Source organism: Oscillibacter ruminantium GH1, from assembly GCF_000307265.1.
GTDB lineage: Bacteria > Bacillota > Clostridia > Oscillospirales > Oscillospiraceae > Oscillibacter > Oscillibacter ruminantium.
In genome coordinates this window covers 749,104-767,107 of the sequence record NZ_DF158896.1, presented here as the reverse complement: position 1 = coordinate 767,107, position 18,004 = coordinate 749,104, and the positions used below count along the sequence as shown (strand labels likewise).

At 59.4% G+C, this 18,004-nt stretch carries 9 protein-coding genes; 5 read left to right on the top strand and 4 right to left on the bottom strand.

Annotated elements, in window-relative coordinates; translation table 11 throughout:
• Nucleotides 1–23 precede the first annotated feature (23 nt).
• The gene (locus tag ON16_RS03630) at nt 24–1,742 is read right to left on the bottom strand and encodes a vWA domain-containing protein (RefSeq protein ID WP_040659454.1); all 1,719 of its coding nucleotides are present in this window, start codon (nt 1,740–1,742) and stop codon (nt 24–26) included.
• On the bottom strand, nt 1,742–2,668 hold the full coding sequence (locus ON16_RS03625) for an AAA family ATPase (protein ID WP_040659865.1): 927 nt from the start codon (nt 2,666–2,668) through the stop codon (nt 1,742–1,744). Before ON16_RS03625 ends, ON16_RS03630 begins: the two co-directional genes overlap by 1 nt.
• A 238-nt stretch (nt 2,669–2,906) precedes the next feature.
• Here ON16_RS03625 and ON16_RS03620 point away from each other — a divergent pair, with 238 nt between their 5' ends.
• From ON16_RS03620 to ON16_RS03600, 5 genes are all read left to right on the top strand, one after another.
• Nucleotides 2,907–5,432: an efflux RND transporter permease subunit gene (locus tag ON16_RS03620; protein WP_051131503.1), complete on the top strand. Its 2,526-nt coding sequence runs from the start codon at nt 2,907–2,909 to the stop codon at nt 5,430–5,432.
• Nucleotides 5,425–8,994 (top strand): coiled-coil domain-containing protein, encoded by a 3,570-nt coding sequence (locus ON16_RS03615; RefSeq protein ID WP_040659452.1) that lies wholly within the window; start codon nt 5,425–5,427, stop codon nt 8,992–8,994. Before ON16_RS03620 ends, ON16_RS03615 begins: the two co-directional genes overlap by 8 nt.
• A gap of 8 nt (nt 8,995–9,002) precedes the next feature.
• On the top strand, nt 9,003–10,841 hold the full coding sequence (locus tag ON16_RS03610) for an NAD(P)-binding protein (RefSeq protein ID WP_040659450.1): 1,839 nt from the start codon (nt 9,003–9,005) through the stop codon (nt 10,839–10,841).
• Nucleotides 10,835–12,580 (top strand): [FeFe] hydrogenase, group A, encoded by a 1,746-nt coding sequence (locus ON16_RS03605; protein WP_040659449.1) that lies wholly within the window; start codon nt 10,835–10,837, stop codon nt 12,578–12,580. Before ON16_RS03610 ends, ON16_RS03605 begins: the two co-directional genes overlap by 7 nt.
• A gap of 67 nt (nt 12,581–12,647) precedes the next feature.
• Nucleotides 12,648–13,016: a RidA family protein gene (locus tag ON16_RS03600; protein ID WP_040659447.1), complete on the top strand. Its 369-nt coding sequence runs from the start codon at nt 12,648–12,650 to the stop codon at nt 13,014–13,016.
• Between the two features lie 77 nt (nt 13,017–13,093).
• Here the strand turns inward: ON16_RS03600 and arcC are convergent, their stop codons facing one another.
• Together arcC and rpoC are read right to left on the bottom strand one after the other, a co-directional pair.
• A complete protein-coding gene (gene arcC / locus ON16_RS03595; protein ID WP_040659445.1) occupies nt 13,094–14,044 on the bottom strand; it encodes a carbamate kinase in 951 nt (316 codons plus the stop codon).
• Nucleotides 14,045–14,191: 147 nt separating this feature from the next.
• Nucleotides 14,192–17,983 carry a DNA-directed RNA polymerase subunit beta' gene (rpoC, locus tag ON16_RS03590; RefSeq protein WP_040659443.1) on the bottom strand — a complete coding sequence of 1,264 codons (3,792 nt, stop codon included), beginning with the start codon at nt 17,981–17,983 and terminating at the stop codon, nt 14,192–14,194.
• Between the last annotated feature and the right edge of the window lie 21 nt (nt 17,984–18,004).

The following is an 18,004-nucleotide window of genomic DNA, read 5'->3' as shown; positions in this document are numbered from 1 at the left end:
GGAAAACGCCGTCTGGACGAGGCTCACAGATTGCGAATCTGATTTTGAATAAGGCTCCCCACCGTGTCGGCAAACTGATCCAGCTGCCGGATGCGTGTGAAGTTCCGCCCGTAGATGGTTCGAGCGGAGGGCAGGTCTTCGTCGTCCCCCGTGAACACGCAGATTACCGCCGCACCGGTGCGGGTGATAACCCGGACCTCCCGGGCGGTGTCCAGCACGCCGGTCTGCTCCGCGTAATCAAGATAGCTGCTGCCGCGAGCGATCTTGATTACATCGTTGGGCTTGGCGTCGGAGAGAATGATAACCAATCGGTGTTCGCAGGGCGCGTTGTCCAGCTCCCGTCCCAAAGCGCGAACGGCCAAACCATCCCGATTGCAGCCGGTGGTGAAGTAGTGGAAGATATTCTCGTTGCGCTTCGTCTCCTGATAGTCCCGGAAGCGGGTCATGATCGTGTATCCGCTGAGGGAGCAGAACGCCGTCACACGCACGGGGATGCCGCAGCGGGTCAGGCTCTCTGCAATCATGTACCCTTGGGCGGAAACCGTCTCCTGCCGCTGGGTCTGGGATGTGGAACTGTCCAACAGAATGTCCACACACAAATCCCCCATGTCGCCCCGCAGCGTCCGGTTGAAAACCTTGTCGTCGTTCAGCGCCTCTGCCCGCCAGACCCGCATGGCGTCCAGAACACCCGCGGCACTCCGCACCACCGTTGGCTGCAAGTTGGCCAGCATGGCATTGCGGATGCGGGCGGTGAGCCGGACAATGCTGGCCCGATTCCGCGTCAAATCCGCGTCATAGGCGGCCTTGTTCTTCTCCATCTGCTTCAATGCCGCCCGGCGCTGGGCGCCTGCATAGCCCCGGGCGGTTTTGTCTAGATCGTCTCCGCCCCGTGCGTAGTACAGCTTGCAGTTTTTGTGGTCGCCCACGCACAGCTCCTGTTCCAGCTTTTGCACTTGATCCTTGGAGTACAGCGGCGTTCCGAAATAGCTGGCGATATAGCTTCGCAGCGCTTCTTCACTCTGGGCAAGGGTCATCTCCCCCAGACGTCGCAAAGGCGCTGGGCCGCCTTCTCCGGTCTGATCCTGACTGTGTTCTCCAAAGCCGTATCCAAACCCCCGGACTGCGGGCAGACGAACCCGGTTTCCCCGCCGAGCGCCGAACAGGCGGCGCTTTTTGCCGGTGGGCGTGTCCTCGGACGCGGACTGCGCACCGTCGCCGGGGAGATATCCAAAATAGGTGGTCAGCACCCCTTGGAGCCGCTGGGCCAGCGCTGGACCATCCAAATCGCCGGGCAGATCCAACGCCGCCAGAATCTCGCTGTCCCGCAGTGAAAGCGCCGCGTCCTGCCCCAGAATCTCCCGGCAGCGCCCGGCGGAGAGAACGTGGATGGGCCGGTCGGAGGGAAAGTGCTCATATTCCGCCAGCGCCCGCCGCGCGTATCCCCGCCGCAGAGCGGGAATCGCCGGACGGCGGTCCCTCTCCCGGTCAAACACCGCGCTCTCCAACCCCAACCAAGTAAGCTGCTCATAGAGCTGACTGTCCACAGAGCCTTCAAAGGAGGCAAACAAAGTCTCCAGCGCCCCGCCCCAGTCCCGGCGGACGCAGCCCACCACCGTGTTCCAATACAGGTCCGCCCGGCCCTCGGCGTCATAGGTCTTCAAACTCGGCTCAAACTCGTATTCCTCCGCCGCGGTCCAAACCTGATTTCTGGCCCGGCGCTTTTCATTCTCCTGAATTTCCATCAATCTTCAAAGGCGTCATGCCCCGTCAAGTCCTCCGGAATGCGGCCCCGGACCACGTCCTGAACCAGCTGACGTTCGAAATCGTCAAAGCACTTGTTCACAATGCCCAGCTCCAGCGCCCGCGCAGCGGGCAGCCCTTGCCGCATCAGGCGGATCGCGGCCAAAAGCCCCCGCAGGTCCAGCGCCTTGGTGGAAATTTCCGCGCTGTCGCACTTTTTGCGGATGTCGGTGAACAGGCACATAAACTGCTGGGCATAGGCTGATTTCAACCCCGGGAATTCCCGGTTCAGCAGCTTCAACAAATTTTCCTCCGTGATGGGCGGCATGTCAATGACAAGGAACCGAGAGGCCAGCGCTTCGTTCAGATCCCGGGTTCCGGCATAGCCATAGTTCATGGTGGCGATGAAGCGGGTGGCGTCCGACAAGGGGATGCGGTCATATCCCGGCACGTCGATGCAGCGGCGGAAATCCAGCGTGGCGTGGAGCACCGCCAGCGATTCGTTTTTGGCCATGTTTATTTCGTCCAAAATGCCAAAGCCCCCTTCCAGCGCACAGCGGGCAATTGGCCCGTGACGCAGGGAAACCTCTCCATCCGCAAGGGTATCCGTGCCGATCAGGGACGCCGCATCGGTATTGATGTAAAAGGACACGTCCCACTGAGGACGGCCAAACAGAGCGGAAAGATTTTCCGCCAAATCATTTTTTCCGGTGGCCTTTGGGCCAACCAGCAGCAGATGCTCTCCGCTCAAGAGGGCAGAGATCGCCTCTTCCCACACGTCCTTTCCGTAATAGGGATAGCGGGGCTTTGGAATCCGGTGGGCCACGTTTTGTCCAGCCGGAGCCTGCTTTGTCCGCCAGTCCTCCACTGCGTCTAAAAGGCGCTGGTTCACGCCCTCCGTCCGCAGAAAATCCATCTGTTCGCTCATGCTTTCCTCCATTCCGCGGGCAAGAACAGCCACCTGACCCGCGACCTTTTTTGCTGCTTTTGTTATACGCGCGTTTCCTGAATTTGTCAAACTTTTCACCAGCATTTTGCCACTTTTTATACGAAATTTTTGCAAAACGGTTGTTTCTTCCCCCTAGAAAGAGTAAACTAGCAAAAAGTCATATCATCGCCGCGCACGGCCTTTGGCGGTGCAGAGTGATGAAGGAGGTTTTTCAAGTTTGAGCAAACAAACCGAAAGAGGCAGTGAAAAGCAGTCCCCTGTGGAACAGGCCGCGGCGTTTATCGTGGATAAGCGCAAGGCGTTTTATCTCTTATACGTGGGCCTTGCAATCTTCTGCTTCATCGCCAGCGGATGGGTGCAGGTGAACAACGACATCACCGCCTATCTCCCGGACTCCACGGAGACTCGTCAGGGCCTGACCATCATGGATACGGAGTTCACCACCTTTGGCACCAACGACATTCTGGTGGACAACATCTCTTATGCCCAAGCGGAATCGCTGGCCCATAAAATGGAGACGGTCCGGGGCGTGAAAAGCGTGGCCTTTGACGACACCGATGATCACTACAAGGATGCGGCGGCTCTCTTTTCCGTCACTTATGACGGAGAGACGGAGGACTCCATCAGTACGGATGCGCTCAGCAGCATCAAGGATATCCTGTCCGGGTACGATGTCTATTACACCGGCGAGGTGGGCAACGCCCAGTCGGACTCCATCGCCAGCGAGATGCAGGTGGTCATGCTGATCGCCGTGGTCATCATCTGTCTGGTGCTGCTGTTTACCTCTCATACATATATGGAGATTCCCGTGCTTCTGGTGACCTTTGGAACCGCCGCCCTGTTGAACAAGGGAACCAACTTTCTTCTGGGTGAAATCTCTTTTATTTCCAACTCCGTGGCGGTGGTTTTGCAATTGGCTCTGGCCATTGACTATGCCATTATCCTCTGTCACCGCTACACCGAGGAGCGGCTGACGCAGGATGCGCGGGAGGCGGTGATCTCCGCACTGAGCAAGGCCATCCCGGAGATCTCCGGCTCCAGCCTCACCACGCTCTCCGGCCTTCTCGCCATGACCTTTATGCAGTTCCGCATCGGGTATGATCTGGGCATTGTCCTGATGAAATCCATTGTGCTGAGTCTTTTGAGCGTGTTCACCCTGATGCCGGGACTTTTGATGAGCTTCAGCTCCCTGATCGACCGTACCCATCACAAGAGCTTTGTCCCCAAGATCAATGTGTGGGGCCGGTTTGTGTACAAAAGCCGCTTCGTTATGCCGCCGATCTTTGTGGTGGTGCTGATCGCAGCGTTCTTCTTTTCCAATCAATGCCCCTATGTATACGGCAGCAGCACCCTTACCACCTATACAAAAAACGACAGTCAGATTGCGCAGGAAAAGGTGGACGAGACGTTTGGCTCCACCAATATGCTGGCGCTGCTGGTTCCCACCGGGGACTATGAGGCGGAGGGCCGTCTGGCCCGCGCGCTGGAATCCATGCCCCAAATTGATTCCGTCACCGCCCTCTCCAGTACCGAGGCCATGGACGGCTACATGCTCACCGACCGACTCACGCCCCGCCAGTTCGCGGAACTGACGGATTTGGACATTGAGGTGGCCCGCCTGCTGTACTCTGCCTATGCGGTGGATCAGGAAACTTACGGTCAGCTGGTGGGCGGGCTGGACAGTTACAGCGTCCCCCTGATTGACATGTTCCTCTTCCTCCACGACCGGATGGAGGAGGGCTATGTAACGCTGGACAACGACCTGACGGAAGAGATGAACGATCTCTATGTCCAGCTGACCGACGCAAAACTGCAATTGAAGGGCGAACATTACAGCCGCATGGTTCTGCAATTGAATCTCCCGGAAGAAAGTCAGGAAACCTTTGATTTTCTGACCACCCTCCACCAAACCGCCGCCCGGTATTACACCGGGGACGTCTTCTTGGTGGGCAACTCCACCAGCGATTATGACCTGTCCGCCTCCTTCGCCCGGGACAACGCCATGATCTCCATTTTAACCATTGTCTTCGTAATTCTGGTGCTGGTGTTCACTTTCCAATCGGCGGGACTTCCCGTACTGCTGATTCTGGTGATTCAGGGCAGCATCTGGATCAACTTCTCCTTCCCTTATTTGACCCAGAGCAATCTGTTCTTCCTGAGCTATCTGATCGTATCCTCCATTCAGATGGGCGCGAACATAGATTACGCCATCGTCATCACCAACCGCTATACCCAATTGAAAAACCAGATGCCTTTAAAGGAGGCCGCTATTGAATCGCTGAACGCGGCGTTTCCCACCATCATCACCTCCGGCACCATTCTGGCCACTGCCGGAACGCTGATCGGCTTTCTCTCCTCCGACACCTCGATTTCCTCCATCGGCATCTGCCTTGGCCGGGGAACCATTCTGTCCATTGCGCTGGTGATGGGCATTCTGCCCCAGATTCTGCTTCTGGGCGACGTGATTATCGAAAAAACCGCGTTTACCCTCAAGCACAAGGGGATTTTGCAGACGAACACCGGGACGCTGCGGGTAAACGGCCACGTCCGGGGCTATGTCTCCGGCATTATCAACGCGGACTTCAACGGCACCATTATCGGCAGCCTCAACGCCAATGTGGAGGCCGGGACTGTCCAAGAAGAGAGCAAGGCCCTTCCGCCATCGCCGGAGCCGCCCACCCCGGAGCTGCCGTCCCCCACCGGAGAAGCAGCGTCCAGAGAGGAGGCCGCCCACCATGCGTAAACGTCTTTTTCCGCTGCTGACTGCGGCGGTTCTCCTGCTCTCGCTGGTTTCCCCCGCCGCGCTGGCGGTTGAGGAATCGTCGGATGTGATCTACATCACCTCCGTCTCCGATCTGATGAATCTGGCGGAAAACTGCACACTGGACACTTGGTCGCAGGGGAAAACCGTCCGTCTGTCCACCGATCTGGTGTTGACCGGCTGCGGCTTTACCCCCATCCCCACCTTTGGCGGCATATTTGACGGCGGCCACTTCACCATCTCCGGACTGGAAGTACATGCAAACGGGTCCAATCAGGGTCTGTTTCGATATATTCAGCCCGGCGGTGTGGTAAAAAATCTCACGGTGAAAGGAACGGTCGCCCCCGGCGGCTCGGCCTCCAGTGTGGGCGGCATTGCGGGAACCAATCGGGGCACCATCTCCGCTTGTGTTTTCTCCGGAGCGGTGCAGGGCCGCTCCAACATTGGCGGCGTCTGCGGCGTGAACGAGTCCGGCGGGCGGGTCGTCTCCTGCTCCGTCAGCGGAACCGTTCAAGGTGAACAGGCGACGGGCGGCGTATGCGGTAAAAACGCCGGAACGCTGCTTTCCTGCACCAGCCGAACCAGAGTCAATATCTCCCCCAACTCCGACGATTCCTTAAATATGGCCGCTTTGGCAGACGGCTCCGCCCTGGACTCCCTCACCACCGTCTCCGACCAGAGCGGAGAACGCTCTCTGTCCGGTTGGCAGGATGTGGGCGGCATTGCGGGCTATTCCAGCGGCGTGGTTCAAAGCTGCGTCAACAGCGGAAGCGTGGGCTATCCCCACATGGGTTATAACATCGGCGGCATCGCGGGCCGTCAGGCCGGATATCTCTCCGGCTGTTCCAACACGGGGCACATTCAGGGCCGCAAGGACGTGGGCGGCATCGCGGGACAGTGTGAGCCATACATTGTCATGGGTGCGGACAGCGACACGCTGGAAAAGCTGCGCTCCGCGCTGAATCGCCTCAGCGCTTTGATCGACATTGCGCTGAACGATGCGGACAGCACCTCAGACCACATTTCCGCCAAACTCACCGCTCTGGGAGACTCCGCCGACAGCGCCAGAGACAGTTCCAAGGATCTGATCGACCGGACGGCGGATTTGCTAAATGCCAATGTGGATACGCTGAACGACCTTTCCGTGGCGGTCACCAACGCATTGGATAAGCTCTCCCCCGCTATGGACAATCTGTCCGACGCATCCGACGATCTGGCGACACTGGCCGCCCGGCTGGAACCGGCGCTGGACGCTCTGGTACAGGCCGGAGATATCGGTGAAACCGCCGCGCGGCAGCTCAGCGCCGCCATGAGCGACCTGAAAACCGCCGCACAGCAAGGGAAATCCGCCTCCGATAAAATCAAGCTGGCCGCACAGAATCTTCGTCAGGCCGTGGTGATCGACGACCAAGCCGCCGTAAATCAAGCGCTGGCTGATCTGGGTGCGGGTCTTGGCGAAATGAGCGCCGCCCTGTCCGCCGCCGCCAAGGCGATGAGCAGCCTTGCCGACGCACTGGGCCAAACGCCCCAAGACCTGACGGCGGCGGCCGCCGCCTTTGCCCAGCTGTCCGTCGCGCTGAACAATCTCAGCTCTGCCAACGGCAAAATTGCCGTGGCCGTGGCCGCCATTCAGGCCAATACGCATATCGACGCGGCCAAGGTGAACGCGGCTCTGGAGCAAATTTCCTCCGCGGCGAACGATCTCTCCGCCGCTTCCGCCGCGCTGGAAAGCGGCTTTGAACACCTGCACAGCGCGTCTAACGCAGCTGGGAACCTCTCCGCCAAGCTGCGTGACGCATTTGAGAAATTAAAACCCGTAGCCTCCGCCGGGGAAAGCGCCGGGCGGAAATTGAGCAATGCCTTTGACAAGCTGAAAGCCTCCGTTGAAGAACTGCGCAAGGCCGGAGACGTGACCTTCACCCCCGTGGACGATGATTTCCGTGCCGCGGGTGACAAGCTGTACGACGACCTTGCCGCCGTATCCAGCGGAATGGAGGAGCTGAATTCCACCGTCACCTCCGCGTCCGACCTCCTGCTGGAGGACCTGCGGGCGGTCAACAGTCAGTTTTCCACCGTGATGAACCTGATGCTGGACGCGATGGACGATCTGCGAAGCGGCTTGAACGGCGACAAGACCCTGTCCGACCACATTGAGGATGTCTCCGCCGAAAACATTGCCGCCACCACGCTCGGGAAAACCGCAGACAGCACCAACACCGGCCTTGTGGAGGCCGACCGGAATGTGGGCGGCATCGTGGGTGAAATCGGCATTGAATACGATCTGGACCCGGAGGACGACAGCTCGCTGGACATTTCCTACACCGCCACCTATCAGTCAAAAGCCGTGGTCACCGGCTGCGTCAACCGGGGAAATATCACCGGGAAGAAGGACTGCGTGGGCGGTGTTGTGGGCCGGATGGATCTGGGCCTTGTCACCGCCTGCCAAAACTATGGCGACGCGGAGAGTACCGGCGGCGGCTACGTAGGCGGCGTGGCCGGAACGGCCTCTTCCATCGTCCGGGCCTGCTATGCAAAATGCACTCTTTCCGGCGGGGACTATGTAGGCGGCGTGGCCGGCAGCGGAAAAACGCTGACGGACTGCGTCTCCATCGTAACTCTGACTGCCGGAAAGGAATACTTAGGCGCGGTGGCGGGCTATGCAGAGGATTTGGACCGGCTGTCCAGCAACCTCTTCCTGGACACCGGTGTGGGCGGCGTGGACTCCATCAGCTATTCCGGCCATGCGGAACCCGCCTCCTATGACCGGCTTCGCGCGCTCCCCAGTATTCCCACAGAACTGGTTTCCTTTACATTGACCCTGACCGCAGACGGTGAAACCGTCGCCTCCATCCCATTTTTGTACGGGGCGGATTTGAGCCTTGTGGAATTGCCGGAAGTCCCGGCAAAGGAGGACTGCTTTGGCGTTTGGCCGGAATTTAATTACGACGGCGTTCACTCCGACGTGATGCTGGAGGCCGTCTACACGCCTTGGATCACGGTTCTTGCCACCGACGCTGCCAGCGAGGGACTGTCGCTGGCCTTGGCGGAGGGCCGATTTACCGATCAGGCCGCTTTGGAGAGCGTCCCACAAACCGATATCTCCGCTCCGGTTGAAGGTGCGGCGGTCTTTCGCCTCAGCCTCACCGGCACGGACCTGACCGAGGACAGCGTCACTCCCCTGCGCATTCTCTGCCCCGGCGGCGGAACGCTGTGGCACTATGGGGCCGAAGGCTGGACACAGGTGAGCACCCACCGCAGCGGCAGCTATCTCCTGACGGAGATGCACGGCGTTTCCGGCGTCTTCTGCGCCGTTCCCAGCGACTCTTGGCTCACTGCCATTCTGTCCGCCTGCGGTATTTTGATCGCGCTGGTGGTGTTGGCAGTTATCCTCTTCCGCCGCAAGCGAAAAAAACGTTTGAATTCCGGCGCAAACGCGTCGGTTCTCAAAAATAATCCTAGCGAAAAGGCATCGGCAACTGTCAGCAGGCAAGCATCGGTAAACGAAATCGGCAAATCGGAAACCAGAAACGAAAAAGAGGAGTGAGAGAAACCATGAGCAGACTCGATATCAAAACGCCCAGTCAGGCTCAGGCCGTGGTCGACCAGCTCTACCGCGGCGTGGAACGCCGCATCGCGGCCAGCCCTCCGGGTTTGTGCCCCATTGATATGGCATTGAATTTCCTGAATCTCTGTCATGCGCAGACCTGCGGCAAATGTGCGCCCTGCCGCATCGGGCTGGGGCAGCTTTCCAACATGCTGCAAGCGGTTTTGGACGGCGAGGCGGAGATGCGAACCATTCACCGCATCGAGGTGACGGCGCAGGCCATCGTGGACACCGCTGACTGCGCCATCGGTATTAACGCCGCACAGCTGGTCCTGATGGGTCTGAAAGGCTTCCGGGACGACTATGAAGAGCACATTCTCCGCCACCGGTGTCTGGGTGGGCTGCGCAACCCGGTCCCCTGCGTGGCGCTGTGTCCCGCGGGCGTGGACATCCCCGGTTACATCGCCCTGATCAACGCGGGACGGTACGACGACGCAGTACGTCTCATCCGCAAGGACAATCCCTTCCCCACCGCCTGCGCCTATATCTGCGAACACCCCTGCGAGGCCCGGTGCCGGAGAAACATGGTGGACGATCCGCTGAACATCCGCGGACTGAAGCGGTATGCCGTGGATCATATGGGCGACGTACCCCAGCCCTCCTGCGCCCCCTCTACCGGCAAGACCGTTGCTGTGGTCGGCGGCGGCCCTGGCGGCCTTTCCGCAGCCTATTACCTGTCTTTAATGGGCCACAAGGTCACCGTGTTTGAAAAGCAAAAGCTGCTGGGCGGTATGCTGCGCTATGGTATTCCCAGCTATCGCTTCCCCCGGGAAAAGCTGGATGCGGAAATTGCCTCCATTCTCTCTCTGGGCATCGAGGTCCACACAGAGGTGGACGTGGGTACAGAGCCTTCGCTGGACGATCTGAGACGGCAGTTCGACTGCCTATACCTCTCCGTAGGCGCGCACACCGACAAGAAAACCGGCATCCCCGGCGAGGACAGTCACGGCGTAGTTTCCGCGGTGGAAATGCTCCGCCATATCGGCGACGGCGAACTTCCCAACTTCACCGGCATGAACGTGGTGGTGATCGGCGGCGGCAACGTGGCCATGGACGTAACCCGCAGCGCCATCCGCCTGGGGGCAAAGAAAGTCTCCTGTGTCTATCGCCGCCGCCAGGCGGATATGACCGCTCTGCCGGAAGAGATCGAAGGCGCTATTGCCGAGGGCGCGGAGGTTTTGACGCTGGAAGCTCCGCTGCGGATTGAATCCAGCGAGGAAGGTCACGTTGTAGCTCTTTGGACGCAGCCCCAAATCATTGGCGAAGTAGATTCCATGGGTCGGCCCCGGCCAAACACCGCCGCCGTGGAGCCCAAGCGCATCTCCGCCGACATTGTCATCGTGGCAATCGGTCAGGGCATTGAGACACACGGCTTTGAGCAAAGCGGCGTCAAGGTTCAGCGCGGCGGAACGGTGCTGGCCGATTCCAGCACACAGCTGCCGGAGGTCGAAGGCGTCTTCGCCGGAGGCGACTGTGTCACCGGCCCCGCCACGGTCATCCGCGCCATCGCCGCAGGCAAAGCCGCAGCTGCCAATATTGACGAATATCTGGGCTTTAACCACGAGATCGTGACCGATGTGCAGATCCCCACGCCGGATCTCTCCGACCTGCGTCCCCGAGGCCGCATCAACACCAGTGAGCGGGACGCCAGCGAGCGCAAAGGCGATTTCCAGTGCATCGAGTGCGGCTTTACGGACGAGGAAGCGCAGAAGGAATCCTCCCGGTGCCTGCGCTGCGATCACTTCGGCTATGGAATCTTTAAGGGAGGACGTGTGGAAAAATGGTAAACATCGAAATCAACGGAAAAGCCCTCTCCGTCCCCGAGGGCTCCACGATTCTCAGCGCCGCCAGCGACGCTGGCATCCCCATTCCCCATCTGTGCTTTTTAAAGGACATCAACGAGATCGCGGCCTGCCGCATCTGCGTGGTGGAGCTGGAAGGCACGCAGCGGCTCATTCCCGCCTGCAACACGCAGGTGGAGGAGGGCATGGTCATTAAGACCAACAGCCCCCGCGTCCGCTCCGCCCGCCGGACGAACCTGCGGCTCATTCTCTCCGAACACAACTCCACCTGCACCACCTGCATCCGCAGTGGAAACTGCACACTCCAGACCCTTTCTCACGATTTGAACATCCACTACCAGCCCTATCAGCTCCAGCCGGAAAAGTCCCGGGTGGATCTGGATGCTCCGGTGGTTCGCGAGGCCAGTAAGTGCATCAAGTGTATGCGCTGCGTGCAGGTCTGTGACAAGGTGCAGGGCATGCACATCTGGGACGTGGCGGGCACCGGCTCCCGCACCACGGTGGACGTGAGCTTCAACCGCCTTTTGAAAAACACGGACTGCACCTTCTGCGGGCAGTGCGTCACACACTGTCCTACCGGCGCGCTGACTATTCGGGATGACAGCAACAAGGTTTTGCGTGCGCTGGCGGACCCGGAGATCACCACGGTGGTTCAAGTGGCTCCCGCTGTGCGGGTGGCTTGGGCGGAGGCGTTCAACCTCTCCCCCAAATTCGCCACTGCCGGACGGATGGTGGCGGCCCTGCGCCGCATGGGCTTTGATTACATCTTCGACACCAATTTTACCGCCGACCTCACCATTATGGAGGAAGGCAGCGAGTTTCTGGAGCGGTTCACGCACCGGGGTAAGTACCGCTGGCCCATGTTCACATCCTGCTGCCCCGGCTGGGTCCGGTTTGTCAAGTCCCAGTACCCCGCCTATACGGAGTGCCTTTCCACCGCCAAATCCCCCCAGCAGATGTTTGGCGCGGTGGCAAAGAGTTACTTTGCGGAAAAGAAGGGCGTTGACCCCCACAAGATGTTTGTGGTGTCCATTATGCCCTGCTCCGCCAAAAAGGCCGAGTGTGAGCTGCCTACTATGAACGACGCCTGCGGCGATCCCGACGTGGACGTGGTGCTGACCACCCGCGAAATGGTTCGGCTCCTGCGCAGCGACTGCATCGTTCCCACGGACCTTCCCGAGGAGCCGTTTGACAGTCCCCTCGGCTCCGGCTCCGGTGCAGCGGTGATTTTCGGAGCCACCGGCGGCGTGATGGACGCGGCGCTCCGCTCCGCTTACTATCTTGCCACCAGCAAGAATCCAAAGCCGGACACCTTTTCCGCCGTGCGGGGAGACAACCCGTGGAAGGAAGCCACCTTTACGATTCCCGGCGCCGGAGCAGTTCGGGTAGCCGTGGTGAGCAGTCTTTCCAGCACCCGCGCGCTGATGGAGGCACTGGAGGCCGGAACGGCGGATTACGATTTTGTGGAGGTTATGGCCTGTCCCGGCGGCTGCGCGGGCGGCGGCGGTCAGCCCATCCACGATGGTACGGAAATGGCCACGGAACGGGGCGAGTTCCTCTGGGATCTGGATGCCAAGAGCAAAGTCCGCTTTTCTCATGAAAATTCGGATATCAAGACACTGTACAGCGAGTACCTCCGAGAGCCGCTGGGAAAAAAGTCTCACCACCTGCTCCACACAGACCACACCGCATGGTCCGTGCCCGCCACGAAAGAAAACACATAAGACTTGCAATTCGTTCTTGAATGAAGTACGATAAACCCATCCATCATACTGAAAGGAGTCTTCTTTTATGAAACTGATCCACACCGATCATGCTCCCGCCGCTCTGGGTCCCTACTCTCAGGCTTACATCTCCAATGGATTCCTTTTCGCCTCCGGTCAGACCGGAATTGATCCCACAACCGGCGAAGTGGGCGCCGACGTTGTCTCTCAGGCCGAACAGGTTATGAAAAATCTGGGCGCCGTGCTGGAAGCCGGCGGCATTGATTTCACCCATGTGGTGAAAACCACCTGCTTCTTGGCGGACATGGGCGACTTTGCCGCTTTCAACGAGGTGTATGCCAAGTATTTCACCGGAAAGCCCGCCCGCTCCTGTGTGGCTGTAAAGACGCTTCCCAAGAACCTGCTGGTTGAGGTCGAGCTGATCGCAGAGGTCTAAACGGCTTCATTCTCTCCCAATTGCACAGTTGAACGGGCGCGCTGCACATGCAGCGCGCCCGTTTTCCGTGTATTGACTTAAGCGAACGTAATCTGCGTTCCAGTCTCTCCCGCAAGCGCGGGAATGGCCTTGTCCAAACTGCTGATAATGGCCCGCTTATTCGGGAACGCGCGGACGAATTTCATGGCAGCCAGCACCTTGGGCAGCATACTGCCGGCGGCAAAGTGCCCCTCTTCCACATACCGGGCGGCATCCTTCAGCGTCATGTGTGAGAGGTTTTCCTGATCGGGCTTGCCGAACCGGATCGCCACCTTTTCCACCTCGGTCAGAATCAGGAGCATATCCGCGTGTACCTGCTCCGCCAAAAGTTCTGCGGCAAAATCCTTGTCGATTACCGCCGCCACACCCTCAAGGGACCCGTCGGGATTCTCCGCCACAGGGATTCCGCCGCCGCCGCAGGTGATGACGATTGTCTCGTCCCACAGCTGGCGCACCGCGCCAATCTCTACGATTCGGCGCGGAAGAGGCGACGGAACCACTCGCCGCCAGCCCCGGCCCGCGTCTTCCTTCATGGTATAGCCCTTGGCAGCTTCCAGCTTTCGGGCATCTTCCTCCGTGCAGAACGGACCGATGGGCTTGCTGGGGTTCTGGAAGGCGGGGTCGTCCCGCTCCACCACCATCTGCGTGGTCAGGCTCACCACCGGGATGCTGCGGTTGCGCTGATTCAGCGCGTAACTCAGCGCCTGCTGCAAATGATAGCCGATATATCCCTGACTCATAGCGCCGCAGACGTCGAAGGGCATGGGCGGCACCACGTCCTTTGCTGTTTCGCTGGCAAGTAAAATGCGGCCCACCTGCGGGCCGTTGCCGTGAACCAGAGCCATTTCATAACCCCGGCAGCTGATTTCCGCGATCTGTTCGCAGGTTTGGCGCACTACCTCCAGCTGGGCCTGAGCGGTAGGCTCAGAGTCCTTGGATTGGAGCGCGTTTCCACCCAGAGCAATTACAATGCGCGGCCGATGTTCCATCGTGCATTCCCCCTTTTTGAGGTAGTTTTCCGCTCAAGGAAAAAAATATACCGTTTTTACTCACAATAGCCGCTCAAAAAAAGCACCCGGACGCAATGCGTCCGGGTGCTTTCATCTGTGGTTATTTTTCAAAAAATGCGGCGGGACTCAGTCCTCAAACATGGGAATTTCGTCCTCAGCGCCAGCAGCTACTGTCTCGGGAACCAGCGCCTCAGCAAATTCCTTGTAGGCCGCAAGGCCGGTACCGGCGGGGATCAGCTTGCCGATAATAACGTTTTCCTTCAGGCCCAGCAGATGATCGACCTTGCCCTTGATGGCGGCTTCGGTCAAAACCTTGGTCGTCTCCTGGAAGGAGGCGGCGGACAGGAAGGAATCGGTTGCCAGAGAGGCCTTCGTAATACCCATCAGCAGTTGGGTTCCCTCTGCATGGCGCAGGAGTCCGCCGTCTTCGGCGCGCTCACCTGCGGCATTGCGGCGGTCGATCTCCGCATTGGCGTCGTCCAGATCCAGAACGTCCACCATGGAGCCGTCCAGCAGCTTGGTATTGCCGGCATCCTCCAGACGAACCTTGCGCATCATCTGGCGGACAATGATTTCGATATGCTTATCGTTGATATCCACGCCCTGCTGACGGTACACGCGCAAAACTTCCTGAATGAGGTAGTTGTACACCGCGTCGCTGCCCCGCAGGCGCAGGACTTCGTGGGGATTCAGTGCGCCGTAGGTCAGGGCGGTACCCTGTGCCACACGCTCGCCGTCCTTCACCAGAAGGCCGGTATGAGGCACGGCGTAAATCCGGTTATCGCCGTCGTCGGCGGTGATGATGATGTTCAGCAGGCTGCCCTTGGTGGCTTCCTCAAACTTGACAACACCCGTGATCTCAGCCAGCTGGGCCATTCTCTTGGGCTTGCGGGCCTCAAACAATTCCTCGACTCGAGGAAGGCCCTGCGTGATATCGCCGCCGGCCAGACCGCCGGTATGGAACGTACGCATCGTCAGCTGCGTGCCGGGTTCGCCAATGGACTGGGCGGCAATGATGCCGACCGCCTCGCCGGGGCCAACAGGCTGAGACGTGGCCAAGTTCATGCCGTAGCACTTGGCGCACACGCCGCTGTGGGCGCGGCAGGTCAAAACCGTGCGGATCATGACGATGGGCTTGGTCCCCTCAATCGCGGGGTCAAAGGTGCAGGTGTCACCCTCGCGGTAGTTCTTCTGGACCCAGTGACGGGTTTCCAGCAGCTTTGCATCGCTCTCGTCCATCATCTTCTCATTGGAAATCAACTCCGCGCCGGTGTCCGCGTCATAGACGTTGCCCACCAGGAACCGGCCCCGCAGACGGTCGGAGAACTTCTCGATGACCTGTCCGTTCTCGCTGATTTCGGAAACGCGGATACCGTGGGTAGAGCCGCAGTCCTGCTCGCGGATAATCACGTCCTGAGAGACGTCCACCATTCGGCGGGTCAGGTAACCGGAGTCGGCGGTACGAAGAGCGGTATCGGCCAAGCCCTTTCGCGCGCCTCTGGAAGAAATGAAGTATTCCAGAGCGGTCAGGCCCTCGCGGTAGTTTGCCTTGATGGGGATTTCGATGGTGCGGCCGGCGGTGTTCGCGATCAAACCGCGCATACCGGCCAGCTGACGGATCTGCTTCATGGAACCACGAGCGCCGGAATCCGCCATCATGAAGATGGGGTTGTAGCGGTCCAGATTCTTCTGGAGGGCGTCGGAAACCTCGTTGGTGGTCTTTTCCCACTCGGCCACGACCTGCTTATAGCGCTCCTGATCGGTCATGAAGCCCATCTTATACTGGCTTTCAATTGCCAGAACACGCTGCTCCGTTTCAGCGACCAGCTCGTACTTCTTGGGAGGCACGGTCATGTCCGCGATGGAAACGGTGATGGCAGCCTGCGTCGAATACTTGTAGCCGGTGGCCTTGATGGCGTCCAGCACCTCGGCGGCGATGGTGAACCCGTGCTTGTTGATGGTGCGGTCCACGATCTTGCCCAGTTCCTTCTTGCCGCACTGGAACGTAACCTCGTAGTCCAGCAGCTTACTGGGATCGCTGCGGTCCACAAAGCCCAGATCCTGCGGAATATTGTGGTTGAAGATGATGCGGCCCGCGGTGCCCCGGATTAATCCGGTATGCTCCACACCGTCGATCACTCGGGTGACACGCACCAAAATGGGGCAGTGAGGCCCGATCACATGGTCATTATAGGCCATCAGAGCCTCGTTCTCATTGGCATAGACATGAGTGGGCAGGAAGGTCGCTTCCTGCTTTCCGGCTTCCTTCGCCGCTTTGTTGGCGGCCAAGAATTCGTCGGCATCCATCTCAGCGCCCGCAGTCAGGCCGGTTTCTCCGGCGTCGTCCACGTAAATGGTGTCCGCGCCAGTCTCAGCCTTTCCGATGCGCTCATAGGTCAGGTAATAGGAACCCAGCACCATATCCTGCGTGGGAACGGTGACGGGGCCGCCGTCCTGCGGACGCAGAAGGTTGTTGGCGGAGAGCATCAGGATACGGGCCTCTGCCTGCGCTTCAGAGGACAGAGGAACGTGGATTGCCATCTGGTCGCCGTCGAAGTCGGCGTTGAACGCCGTGCAGTTCAGGGGATGGAGCTTCAGCGCGCGGCCGTCCACCAGCACCGGCTCAAATGCCTGAATGCCCAGACGGTGCAGGGTAGGCGCGCGGTTAAGCATAACGGGGTGATCCTTGATAATCACGTCCAGCGCATCCCAAACCTCGGTGGTACCCTTATCCACCATCTTCTTGGCGGACTTGATATTGTTGGCGGTGCCATCCTCCACCAGTTTCTTCATAATGAAGGGGCGGAACAGCTCCACAGCCATCTCCTTGGGCACACCGCACTGGTAGATCTTCATCTCAGGGCCGACCACGATAACGGAACGGCCGGAATAGTCCACGCGCTTACCCAGAAGGTTCTGGCGGAAACGGCCCTGCTTGCCCTTGAGCAGATCGCTCAGGGACTTCAGCGCCCGGTTGTTCGCGCCTGTGACGGCGCGGCCCCGGCGGCCGTTGTCGATCAGAGCGTCCACAGCCTCTTGCAGCATCCGCTTCTCATTGCGAACGATAATGTCGGGGGCGTTCAGCTGGATCAGCCGCTTGAGGCGGTTGTTCCGGTTGATGACCCGGCGATAGAGGTCGTTCAGGTCGGATGTTGCAAAACGGCCGCCGTCCAGCTGCACCATGGGGCGCAGCTCGGGGGGGATCACGGGCAGAACGTCGATGACCATCCACTCCGGCTTGTTGTGGGAGATGCGGAACGCATCCACCACTTCCAGCCGCTTGACGATCCGGGCCTTCTTCTGGCCCGAAGCGTCTTTCAGCTCGGTGTGCAGCTGCTGGGAGAGCGCTTCCAGATCCACGTCTGTCAGCAGCTTCTTAACGGCTTCCGCGCCCATGCCGGCTTGGAAGTCATCCTCATACTTCTCGCGATAGTCCCGGTACTCCTTCTCGGAGAGAATCTGATTGCGCATCAGAGGTGTCTCGCCGGGATCGGTGACGATATAGTTGGCAAAGTACAGAACCTTTTCCAAAATCCGGGGGCTGATGTCCAGCAGCAGACCCATCCGGGAGGGAATGCCCTTGAAATACCAGATGTGGGAAACGGGGGTAGCCAGCTCGATGTGGCCCATGCGCTCGCGGCGCACCTTGGCCCGGGTGACTTCCACGCCGCAGCGGTCACAGATTTTACCCTTGTAGCGAATTTTCTTATATTTACCGCAGTGGCACTCCCAGTCCTTGGTCGGCCCAAAGATCTTCTCGCAGAACAAGCCGTCCCGCTCAGGCTTCAGCGTGCGGTAGTTGATCGTCTCCGGCTTCTTGACCTCGCCGTAAGACCACTCCATAATCTGCTCAGGAGAGGCCATGCCGATCTTAATGGCGTCAAAAGCAACCTTGTTGCCGGTAGTAGTATCAATCATATGGTTTCCTCCTATCATGAT